Annotated in this window: 8 protein-coding genes and 1 pseudogene; 1 reads left to right on the top strand and 8 read right to left on the bottom strand. The window is 68.1% G+C overall.

All coding sequences use genetic code 11. The features are described 5' to 3' along the window. Positions 1–299 precede the first annotated feature (299 nt). The 8 genes from ACXJKH_RS08085 to ACXJKH_RS08050 form a co-directional block, all read right to left on the bottom strand. Entirely contained in the window at positions 300–1514 is a 1215-nt protein-coding gene (locus ACXJKH_RS08085) for a D-alanyl-D-alanine carboxypeptidase family protein (protein WP_457319037.1), read from the bottom strand. Between the two features lie 103 nt (positions 1515–1617). Then, positions 1618–2856, bottom strand: a complete 1239-nt coding sequence (locus tag ACXJKH_RS08080; protein ID WP_457319036.1) for a septal ring lytic transglycosylase RlpA family protein — start codon at positions 2854–2856, stop codon at positions 1618–1620. Next, entirely contained in the window at positions 2853–3998 is a 1146-nt protein-coding gene (gene mltB, locus ACXJKH_RS08075; RefSeq protein ID WP_457319035.1) for a lytic murein transglycosylase B, read from the bottom strand. The genes ACXJKH_RS08080 and mltB overlap by 4 nt, the downstream gene beginning before the upstream one ends. A gap of 756 nt (positions 3999–4754) precedes the next feature. After that, complete coding sequence (gene rodA / locus ACXJKH_RS08070; protein ID WP_256777466.1) at positions 4755–5867, bottom strand: rod shape-determining protein RodA; 1113 nt, start codon at positions 5865–5867, stop codon at positions 4755–4757. Continuing rightward, positions 5864–7936 carry a penicillin-binding protein 2 gene (mrdA, locus tag ACXJKH_RS08065; RefSeq protein WP_256777465.1) on the bottom strand — a complete coding sequence of 691 codons (2073 nt, stop codon included), beginning with the start codon at positions 7934–7936 and terminating at the stop codon, positions 5864–5866. The genes rodA and mrdA overlap by 4 nt, the downstream gene beginning before the upstream one ends. 1 nt (position 7937) lies before the next feature. Next, positions 7938–8423, bottom strand: coding sequence for a rod shape-determining protein MreD (mreD, locus tag ACXJKH_RS08060; protein WP_256777464.1), 486 nt, complete (start codon positions 8421–8423; stop codon positions 7938–7940). Continuing rightward, complete coding sequence (gene mreC, locus ACXJKH_RS08055) at positions 8420–9616, bottom strand: rod shape-determining protein MreC (protein ID WP_457319034.1); 1197 nt, start codon at positions 9614–9616, stop codon at positions 8420–8422. The genes mreD and mreC overlap by 4 nt, the downstream gene beginning before the upstream one ends. An 87-nt stretch (positions 9617–9703) precedes the next feature. Then, on the bottom strand, positions 9704–10750 hold the full coding sequence (locus tag ACXJKH_RS08050) for a rod shape-determining protein (protein WP_038686189.1): 1047 nt from the start codon (positions 10748–10750) through the stop codon (positions 9704–9706). A gap of 285 nt (positions 10751–11035) precedes the next feature. Here ACXJKH_RS08050 and ACXJKH_RS08045 point away from each other — a divergent pair. After that, positions 11036–11153, top strand: a pseudogene (locus tag ACXJKH_RS08045) (carbohydrate kinase family protein); the annotation flags it as partial.

Genomic DNA, 11153 nt, shown 5'->3' with positions numbered 1-11153 from the left:
GCCGAGCCCCGTAGCGGGCGGTAGGCTCCTGGGCAAAATMAAGGAGGAGGCCGCCACGCGGCCGGGGGACATTTGCGCCAGGGGCCTACCGSCCGCTACGGGGCCCTCACGCGCGCGAAAAGCCCGACCGAAAAGGTGCCCCAGATCCCCAATGTCACTCGGACAACCCGACCACCCGACCACACACGTACAGCCGTACGCCCTCTGCACAGCCCCCGGAACAAGACGCCCCTGCCTTCGGAAAAAAGCCAAAAAAAGACCGGCTTTCGCCGGTCTTTTTTCGATTCAGTGGCGCCGGATCACTCCGATTCCCACCACATCCAGAAGCTGTCCCACAGACGCTTGAAGAAGCCGGCTTCTTCCACGGCGGCCACGGCCACCAGCGGCGCTTCGGCGACCACCTTGCCATCCAGCGTCACCTTCAGCGTGCCGATTTTCTGGCCCGCGGTGAAGGGCGCTTCCAGCGTCTTGGGCACGTCGATGGTCGGCTTGAGGTCGTTGTAACGACCGCGCGGCACGCTCACCAGCATCGGCTGGGCCACGCCCAGCTGCACCGTGTCGGCCTTGCCCTTCCACACCTTGTGGTCGGCCACGGCCTTGCCCGGCTCGTACATGCGGTGGGTTTCGAAGAAGCGGAAGCCCCAGTTGAGCAGGGCCAGACTGTCATCGGCGCGCTGCTTTTCCGAACTGCCGCCCAGCACCACCGCGATCAGGCGCTGGTCGCCGCGCTGTGCCGAGCTCATCAGGCAGTAGCCGGCCTCGGAGGTATGGCCGGTCTTGATCCCGTCCACGCTGCCATCGCGCCACAGCAGCAGGTTGCGGTTGGGCTGCTTGATGTTGCCGACCGTAAATTCCTTCACCTTGTTGTAGGCGTAGGTTTCCGGATAGTCGCGCACCATCGCCCGGCCCAGCAGCGCCAGATCGTAGGCGGTGCTGTGGTGGCCCGGCGCGGTCAGGCCGTGGGCGTTGATGAAGTGCGAGTCCTTCATCCCGATCTTGGCGGCATAGCTGTTCATCAGCGAGGCGAAGGCTTCTTCGCTGCCCGCCACGTGCTCGGCCAGGGCAATCGCGGCATCGTTGCCGGACTGGATCGCCATGCCCTTTTCCATATCTTCCAGACGCGCGGTCTGGTTGACCGGGAAGCCGCTGTAGCTGCCGTCGGTACCGGCGCCGCCTTCGCGCCAGGCCCGCTCGCTCATCATCACCTGGTCATCGGGACGGACCTTGCCGTTCTTGACCTCGGCGGCAACGACATAAGACGTCATCACCTTGGTGATGCTGGCCGGGGCCAGCTGCTCATGTTCATTTTCGCCAGCCAACACCTGGCCGGTGGCGTAATCCATCAGCACCCAGGCTTTGGAGACACTGGGTCTGGGCGCCGGCGGGGTGGCGACGGTGGCCGGGGCGGCGGCAGGCGCAGGCACCGGCTGGGGGGCCGGCTGCGGGGTCTGGGCGGAGACCATGCCCACGAACAGGGTCGTGGCCATGGCAGCAGCGGCAAAGCGGAATTTCATTGGACAGCAAGCTCCTGGTGGGGCGCCAAGGTGGAAAGACGGAGTGTGGCCATTGTAGGCCGATGCAACGGTGCGCGCGGGACGCCGCCGCTCGCGGCGGCGGTCAGTCCTTCACGATCTGCGGCGCACCAAAGCCCAGACCGGCGATGCGGCCGGCAAGTTCCGAGGCGCTGGCGTGGTCGGCCGCCGGCACGCGCAGGCGCCAGAGGGTGCGGCCGCCGCTGACGATGTCGCTGATGCTGGCCCCGACGATGCCGGCCGAAGACAGCTGGCCCAGTGCACGGGTGGCGTTGTCGCGGCTGGCGAAGCTGGCCACCTGCAGGAACACGCTGCCCACCTGCTGGGACAGGCTTGCAGGGGCGGGCACCGGTACGGGGGTCGGGCGGGCCACCGGGCGCGGCGGCACGACGGCGGCCACCAGCGGCGCGGCCGGCAGCGCACTGACGGTAACCGGCGCATCGTCGATCTGTGCCGCCTGGGTCGCGGCCGGGCGGCCACTGGCCACCGTGGCGCCCGCGTAAGCCGGGGCCGTGGCGGCTGGCAGGCGGCCGACCAGCTTGTCCATGTCGCTGGGCGAACGCGGCTGCGCKGCAGCGGCCACGCTTGCGGCCGCGCGGCGCTCGCGACGCGAGGGCTTGTCGGCCAGCAGGTTGCCTTCGCCCGGCGTCAGCGCGCGCACTTCCACGTTGCCGGTGCCGCGCTGGGTGATGCCCAGGCGCACGGCGGCGGCATAACTCAGGTCGACCACCCGGCCGTCGTGGAACGGGCCGCGGTCGTTGACGCGCACGATCACCGATTCGCCGTTGTCCAGGTTGGTGACCCGCGCAAAGCTCGGCAGCGGCAGGGTCTTGTGGGCGGCGGTGAAGGCGTACATGTCGTACACCTCGCGGTTGGACGTCAGGCGGCCATGGAACTTGGCACCGTAATACGAGGCGGTCCCCTTCTCGGCATAGCCGCTGGTCTTGTCCAGCACCTGGTACTGCTTGCCCAGCACCACGTACGGCGACTTGTTGCCGACCGGCGAACGCGGCAGGTCGACCACCTCCGGCTCGGGGATGCAGGCCACGTTGGGAATATAGGTGGGGGTGCTGTCGTTGACGCCGGGCTTGTACAAGCCGCCGGCACGGTAGTCGCCGCGGGTAGTCGGATCTTCGGTGGCGGCCTTGTAGGGCGACCCGTCCGGACAATGCGCCGGGCGGTTGCCCTTGCCCTGCACCAGCGTGCCGCTGCCGGGCTTGGCGCTGCCGGCGCTGGCCGGCTTTTTCGGCGCGCTGCTGCAGGCGGCGAGCGCCAGGACCAACAGACCGGGGACCAGCCATCTGCAGCGTGCGCGTGCGTTCATGCCGGCGGCAGCTCCTGTCCGGCGATGGCCTGGGACAACTGGTACACGGCCATCGCGTACATCTTGGAAAGGTTGTAACGGGTGATCGCGTAGTAGTTCTGGAAGCCCAGCCAGTACTGCTTGCCGGTGCTGCCTTCGAGCGTGATCGGCGTGGCGGTCAGGCCTGCCGGCACCGGCGCGCTGGGCTGATAGCCGCGCTGGGCCAGCTCGGACAGGGTCCAGGTGGGCGCCCACTCGGTCGGATTGAATTCTTCGCGGCCGGCGGCCAGTGTGGCTGGCACCGCGACCGGACCGCCGCGCACCCAGCCGCCCTTCTTGACGAAGTAATTGGCGATCGAAGAGAACACGTCGTCGTAGCTGTTGGACAGGTCGCGGCGCCCATCGCCGTTGCCGTCCACCGCGAAGTCCAGGTAGCTGGACGGCATGAACTGGCCCATGCCCATCGCGCCGGCGTAGCTGCCCTTGATCGCGGTGATGTCCAGCTTCTCGTCGCGGGTCAGCGCGAACAGGCGCGCCAGTTCGTCGCGGAAATACAGCTCACGGCGCACTTCGCGCTCGAGCTTGGACGGATCGCCACTGCGCGGGTACTTGAAGGCCAGCGTGTACAGCGCATCGAGCACGCGGTAGCTGCCGGTGTTGCCGCCGTAGCTGGTTTCCACCCCGATGATCGCCACGATCACTTCGGCCGGCACGCCGGTGCGTTGCTGCACGCGCATCAACTCGTCGCGGTGCTGGGCGAGGAATTTCTTTCCGCCGTCGATCCGCGCCTGGCTGATGAACATCGGCCGGTACTCGTTCCACGGCTTGACCCGCTCGGCGGGTCGCGACATCGCCGCGATGATCGGATCGCGCACCTGCGCCTGGGCCAGCGTGGCCTCGATCTGCGCAGCGGGAATGCCATAGCGTTTTGCGGTGTCGCGCACGAAGTTGGCGCGGGCCACCTCGAACGGCACCGGGGTCAGGTCCACCGGCGCGGCCGTAGCGGCAGCGGCCTCCGGCGCGGCTTCGGCCGGGCCCTTCTGCCCCGGCAACGGCTTGTTGGGGGCACCGGACGCCTGCGGCGACGGTGACGGAGAAGGCGGTTGGGTCGCGCAGGCGACCAAACCGAGCGTAAGCATGCAGGCCAGAGTGCGTCGAATCATCGCGGCAGGTTAGCAGGTCAAGGATGAATTAAAACCCCTAAGACCATGAATCACAACGAATTGCCTGCGACAAGGGACAATCGTTAACGCTGCGTCTACAGTGATCGCAGTCAGATTCCCCATTCAGCCATGGATGCATCCGGGCCCCTGACACATCAGGTGCGGGTCAGCGGCAATTATTAAGGTCTGCCGGTTACGTCCCCATCCCCATGGACGCAACCGGCCAAACCGACCCGGTCGGTACCGGCGCGGCGCGCAACTCCCCAGCGCGCGCCTCGCCCCTTGTACCCGTTGGGTCAACTACTCCCCACCAAGCTCCCCAGGCATGTCGCTTGGCTCGACATACCCCTGCTGGCGGGCCGCCATTRTGCCGTCCGTTTACGACAAGTCCATTGATCAGGATCAACGCACTTCATATCTGTGCGCCACATCTCACTTTTCCGTCACTTTGTTGACGATCCGTGCACCAAACCCGCCAAACCCTGACGCTATAAACCTGCTTTGCCGGATATCCGATCACTCCCAGCCGACCGCAGAGGCGAGCCTTCGCTTCCCCCGCTYAGCCGATGAACCATCCTGCCGCTGGGGGCAGGCCCTGACGGGACCTTGGGCAGCACAGTCGCTGCGATGCGCGGGCATCCCTTGCCGCCGCGCGGACCTGAGCCGATCCCGACCGAGCGCGGAGCGCAGCCGCTCGTCGAGGAGGGCGGGCAGTCAGCGAACAGCAGCCACGCATGGCGTGGCGCTACCCATGGGTCAGCCGTAGCCGCCGTGGACGGGCTGATGCTTGCGCGCGGCCATCACCAGGCCGAAACCGGCCAGCAACGACACCGCCGACGTGCCGCCGTAGCTGATCAGCGGCATCGGCACGCCCACCACCGGCAGCAGGCCGGAGATCATCCCGCCGTTGACCAGCACGTACACGAAGAACGCCAGGCCCGTGGCGCCGGCCAACAGCCGCGAGTACGAATCGCGCGATTGCGAGGCGATCCACAGGCAGCGGCCGATCACCACCAGGTACAACGCCAGCACCGTCGCCACCCCGATCCAGCCGAACTCCTCGCTGAGCACCGAGAACGCAAAGTCCGTGGTCTGCTCGGGAATGAAGTTCAGGTGCGACTGCGAACCCTGCCCCCAGCCCTTGCCATCGAATCCGCCGGACCCGATCGCGATCTTGGACTGGATGATGTTCCAGCCTGCGCCGAGCGCATCCATCTCCGGATCCAGGAACATCATGATGCGGTCCTTCTGGTAGGGCCGCAGCAGCCAGAACCACGCCACCGGCGCCGCTGCCGCCACGCCGCCGACCGCCACGCCCACCCACCACCACGGCAGACCGGCCAGCAACAGCACGAACGCGCCGCTGGCCGCGATCAGCACGCCGGTACCGAAGTCCGGCTGCAGCATCACCAGCCCGGTCGGCACGCCGATGATCACCGCGCTGACCATCACCGTGGAAAAACGCGGTGGCAGCGGCATGCGGTGCAGGTACCAGGCCACCATCATCGGCAGACTGACCTTGAGCAGCTCGGCCGGCTGCAGGTAGAACAGTTTCAGATCCAGCCATTGCCGGCCGTACTTGCCCGTGCCGAGCACGAACACCGCCAGCAGCGGGATCATCGAGATCGCATAGATCAACGGCGTGGCCGAGCGGATGCGCAGGATCGACACCCGCGAGATCGCCCACATGGCGCCCAACCCGACCACGAAGCGCGCGCCCTGGGCGAACACCAGGCCGTCGCCGCCGGCGCTCTTGAGCACCGCCAGCCCGATCAGCATCAGCGCACCCAGGGCCAGGCACAGCACCCAGTCCAGCGTGCTGCTGAAACGCACGACCATGTCGGTCGCCCAGCGCAGGAAGACCTTCATCGCGCACGCTCCGGGGTTGTCGGCGGCGGTGCGGCGGCCGGCACCGGCGCGCCAGGGGCAAGCGGTGACGGCGCGGGAACCGGCGCGCTCGGCAGGCCCACCACGATCGGCAGCGATTCCAGCAGCGCAGCCGCGGCATCGCCGGCGGCCCGCGCGTTGCTGTCACCGCTGTCGAACCCGGTGATGCCGATCGCGGTGGTACCCCGCTCGCTGTCCAGGGGTTCCAGCCCGTCGGGCATCTTGCCCAGCAGCCACGCATCGAACAGCTTGCGCGCGATCGGCGCTGCGGCCGAGCCGCCGTAGCCGCCGCCCTCGACCGCGATCGCCACGGCGATCACCGGGTTCTCGGCCGGCGCGAAGCCGACAAACAACGAGCGGTGACGCAGGTGCATCGGCAGGCTCTTGGGGTTCACCGCCGCCGTACCACGGCGGCTGATCACCTGCGCGGTGCCGGTCTTGCCGGCGATCGTGTACGGCGCGCCGGCCGCGGCCCGCGCGCCACTGCCGCCCGGGCGCATGGTGCCCATCATGCCTTCGCGCACGGCCTGCAGATTGCCGGGATTGGGGCTGACCGGCTTGGTCTCGCCGGCCGGCACCGGGGTCCAGTCGGCATCGAAGCCGGCCCGCTCCTGCATCACCAGGTGCGGGGTGCGCAGCTGGCCGTTGCCGATCCCGGCGATGCCGTGCACCAGCTGCAACGGGGTGACCTTCCAGTCACCCTGGCCGATGCTGACGTTGACCGTGTCGCCGGGATACCAGCGCTCCTTGCGGGTTTTGTACTTGTGCTGCGGCGAGGGCAGGATGCCGCCGATCTCGCCGGTGAGGTCGATGCCGGTCGCTTCGCCGAAGCCGTAATAGCCCATGTAGTGGTCGAAGCGCTCGATGCCCATGTCCAGCGCCAGCTTGTAGTAATACGTGTTGACCGACTGGGTGATCGACTTGCGCAGATCGGTCCAGCCATGCCCGCCGCGGTTGGCATCGCCCCAGCCGCGCGAGGTGCCGGGCAGGTAGAACATGCCGGTGGACAGGATCTTGTCTTCGGGCTTGCGCGTGCCGCTGTCCAGGCCGGCCAGGCCGATCAGCGGCTTGATCGTCGAACCCGGCGCCACGCCACCCAGCACGAGCCGGTTGAACTGCGGCCGCGAGGGGTTGTCGTTGAGCGCCTTGAAATCGGCATGCGAGATGCCGTTGACGAACAGGTTCGGGTCATACGAGGGCAGGCTGACCATGGCCAGCACCTCGCCGGTGCGCGGGTCCATCGCCACCGCCGCGCCGTCGAAATCGCCGAAGGCGGCCACCATCGCGCGCTGCAGATCGGCATCGATGGACAGCCGCAGATCGCTGCCGGACTGCGCGGCGACCCGGCCGATCGTGCGGATCGCGCGGCCCTGCACGTTGGTCTCGACCTGCTCGTAGCCGACCTTGCCGCGCAGTTGCTGCTCGTAATAGCGCTCCAGCCCGGACTTGCCGATGTGGGTCAGCGCCGCGTTGCCCTCGCCGAGGATCTCCAGGTCCTTGTCATCGACCCGGCCGACGTAGCCGATGATGTGCGCGAACAGGTCGCCGTAGGGGTAGCGACGGGTCAGGTACGGCTCCAGCTCCACGCCGGGATAGCGCCAGCGGTCGACCGCGAAGCGCGCCATTTCCTCATCGCTGACGCGCAGCTTGAGCGTGACCGGCAGGAACTTGCGGCGGGCCTTGCGCGACTTGTTGAAGGTCTCGATGTCCTCCGGGCTGAGGTCGAGGATCTTCGCCAGCCCGGCCAGGGTGGCGTCCATGTCCTTGACCTTGTCCGGGGTGATGTCCAGCCGGAACGCAGGCACGTTCTCGGCCAGCAGGCGCCCGTTGCGGTCGTAGATCATCCCGCGCCCGGGCACCACCGGCCGCGGCTTGATGCGGTTGGCCTCCGAGCGGGTGGCATAGACGTCGTGGTCCAGCACCTGCAGCTTGAAGTACCAGCCGCCCAGCCCGATCAGGCAGACCAGCACGCCAAGGAAGCCCAGCGCGGCACGGCGCCGGAACTGTTCCGCTTCGGCGTGGGGATTCTTGGCCTGGCGGCGCACGTACATGTCAGCGACCGCGACGCCCGAAGCGCACCGCATCGAGCAGCACGAACAGCAGCGGCCACAGGCCCATGCCGAGCAGCGGCGCCCACCAGTACGACCACGGCAGGGTCGGTTCGCCGACCACGATATGCACCACCGAACTGACGATGCGGTCGTTGAACAGCAACCCGCCGATGGCCAGCATCTGCTGGGACATCGGGAAAAAGCGGATGCGGGCGCGGAAGCGCTGCAGGATGAAGGTGAGCATCACCAGCCGCAGTGCCTGTTCGCCCAGCACCCCGCCGTACAGCAGGTCGGCGACCACGCCGCTGGCAAACGCGATGCCCAGCCCGACCCGGTCCGGCGCTTCGATGACCCAGTAGGCCAGCACCAGTGCCAGCCAGTACGGCCGCAGCGGCTGCAGCAACGCCGGCAGCGGCAGCAGGCCCAGCAGCAGCGCCAGCACCACGCTGACCGGCAGCACCCACGGTTTGTCGCGCAGGCGGCTCATTCGCGGTTCTCCACCGATTCCGGCTGCCGAGCATGGCTCGGCACTACCGTGGATTCAGGGGCGGCGGCGGCCGGTGCGGGCGTCGGTGCCTGGCGCGGCTTGGCCGGCGTCGACGCTGGCGCGGTCGTGGGTGCGCCGGCCGCTGGGCTGGCCGGGGGCGCACCCGGCACGGCCGTCGAGGCTGCGGGCGGAGTCGTGGTCGCTGCGGCGGGCGACGCGGGGCCGGCGGTGGCGTCGGTCGGCGCCTGCTGCAGCGGCGTGGTGGCAGGGCCACCGGCTTCGCCTTGAAGCCGCAGGTTCGGCGGAATCCGGATCGCCGCGCCCGGGCGCAGCAGCAACACATCGCGGCCGCGATCCAGCTGCGCGGCTGGCTTCAATTCCCCCACCAGGAACGCGTGGGTGTCATCGGGCCGCAGCGCGGTGATCTTGCCTACCGGGAAGCCGGCCGGGAAACGCCCGCCCAGGCCGGAGGTGACGATCTCATCGCCCACTTCCACCCCCGCGCTGAGCGGAATGTCGCGCAGTTCCAGGGTGTCCCCACGCCCGTACACGATCAGCCGCACGCCGTTGCGCGCCACGGTCACCGGCACCGCGTGGTCCGGGTCGGTCAGCAGCAGCACGGTGGCATTGCTGCCGGTGGTGGCGATCACCTGGCCCATGAGGCCACCGGCATCGATCACCGCCTGGCCCAGGTGCACGCCGTCGCGGCTGCCGGCGGCCAGCACCAGGCGTTGCCGCACCGGGTCCAGGTCGATATCCAGGATCGGGGCCAGTTGCACGTCCAGGCCGCTGCGCTCGGCCACGTTGAGCAGTTCGCGCAGCTGCGCGTTGTCCAGCGCGGCGGTCTGCAGGCGGGTCAGGCGCGCGTTGGCGATCAGCAGCTTGTTGCGCAGCTCGCGGTTTTCATCAACCAGCTGGCCATGGCTGGCCGCGTTGTCCTTGACCTGGGTGCCCAGGCGGCCCGGCAAGCCGGCCAGCGCCCACACCGGCTGCACCAGCACGTTGGCCTGGGTGCGCAGACGCGACAGCCAGCCGGCCTGGTCGTCGAGCACGATCAGGGTGATGGCCAGGGCCAGGTAGGCGAGCAGCCGCAGTGGACTGGCGGCATCGCCCTGACGGGAGGCTACGGGGGGACCGGCGTAGGGCGGYACGACTGGCTTCGACTGGAGGACGACAGGAAGGGGATGCGACAACGCCCCGGCGCTGCGATGCCCGGCGTGGCAGGCACGCAGCGGGCATCACGCCGCAGGGGCGCGTCCATGGAACAAAGCGGGTGCCGCTTACTCCGGCGCAAAGAACTCGTTGCCGTGCATGTCCACCAGCTCCAGCGCACGACCGCCACCACGGGCCACGCAGGTCAGCGGATCGTCGGCCACCTGCACGTGCAGGCCGGTCTCTTCGGAGATCAGGCGGTCCAGGTCGCGCAGCAGCGCGCCACCACCGGTGAGCACGATGCCGCGCTCGGCAACGTCGGCACACAGTTCCGGCGGGGTCTGTTCGAGCGCCAGCTTGACCGCGCTGACGATGCCCGACAGCGGCTCGTGCAGGGCTTCCAGCACCTCGTTGGAGTTGATCTTGATCATCTTCGGCACGCCCTCGGCGAGGTTGCGGCCGGAGATTTCCATCTCGATCACTTCCGCCTGCGGGTAGGCGCAGCCGAGCTCGACCTTGATCCGCTCGGCGGTGGCTTCACCGATCAGCATGCCGTGGTTGCGGCGCACGTAGTTGGTGATCGACTCGTCGAAGCGGTCGCCGCCGATGCGCACCGAGGCCGAATAGACGATGCCGTTGAGCGAGATGACCGCCACTTCGGTGGTGCCGCCGCCGATGTCGATGACCATCGAACCGCGCGCCTCGGTCACCGGCATGCCGGCGCCGATCGCGGCGGCCATGGGCTCTTCGATCAGGAACACATCACGCGCACCGGCCTCCTCGGCCGATTCCTTGATGGCGCGGCGCTCGACCTGGGTCGAGCCGGCCGGCACGCAGACCAGCACGCGCGGGCTCGGGCGCAGGAAGCGCGACTTGTGCACCTTCTTGATGAAGTGCTTGAGCATCGCCTCGGTGTAGGTGAAGTCGGCGATGACGCCGTCCTTCATCGGGCGGATGGTGGTGATGTGGCCCGGGGTACGGCCCAGCATCTGCTTGGCTTCGGCGCCCACGGCAGCCACGGAACGGGTGCCACCAATGGCACGGTCCTGGCGCACGGCGACCACGGACGGCTCATTCAGCACGATCCCCTGCCCACGCACATAGATGAGGGTGTTGGCCGTGCCCAGGTCGATGGACAGGTCATTGGAGAACATGCCGCGCAGTTTCTTGAACATCTGGGTGTTGATCCTGAGGGGTGTCGCGCCCAACGCGGGATGGCGAAAAAATGGGCAGAATTCGAGGCCGACAAGCCTAGCAATCCCCCTGTGTGCGAGCAAGGACAAATCTGGTGCAAAGCCAGCCTTCACGGCCATTCAGCCGAAAATTTCCGACGCCGGACAGTCCCGGTTCTGGCCCAAAGCCGCCTCACCCGTTAACCTTTGCGCCGCAGGGCGCCGCAGGGCGCCGTTTCGTTGCCCGCCTGGCGGGCCTCAAACTCCTTTCCGCATAGGCCTTAATCGATGTCCGCTTTGATCTGTGGTTCTCTTGCCTTCGACACCATCATGGTGTTCCCGGACCAGTTCAAGAATCACATCCTGCCGGACAAGGTGCACATCCTGAACGTGTCGTTCCTGGTGC

This window comes from Stenotrophomonas sp. P5_B8 (genome assembly GCF_054049855.1).
Note: the sequence above shows the minus strand (reverse complement) of the source record. Positions and strands in the feature narration are given on the sequence as shown.

Coding starts and splice junctions, on each gene's coding strand:
- rodA (WP_256777466.1), bottom strand. CDS start 5,867: ATGAAGGTCTTCCTGCGCTGGGCGACCGACATGGTCGTGCGTTTCAGC.
- ACXJKH_RS08085 (WP_457319037.1), bottom strand. CDS start 1,514: ATGAAATTCCGCTTTGCCGCTGCTGCCATGGCCACGACCCTGTTCGTG.
- mrdA (WP_256777465.1), bottom strand. CDS start 7,936: ATGTACGTGCGCCGCCAGGCCAAGAATCCCCACGCCGAAGCGGAACAG.
- mltB (WP_457319035.1), bottom strand. CDS start 3,998: ATGATTCGACGCACTCTGGCCTGCATGCTTACGCTCGGTTTGGTCGCC.
- mreD (WP_256777464.1), bottom strand. CDS start 8,423: ATGAGCCGCCTGCGCGACAAACCGTGGGTGCTGCCGGTCAGCGTGGTG.
- ACXJKH_RS08050 (WP_038686189.1), bottom strand. CDS start 10,750: ATGTTCAAGAAACTGCGCGGCATGTTCTCCAATGACCTGTCCATCGAC.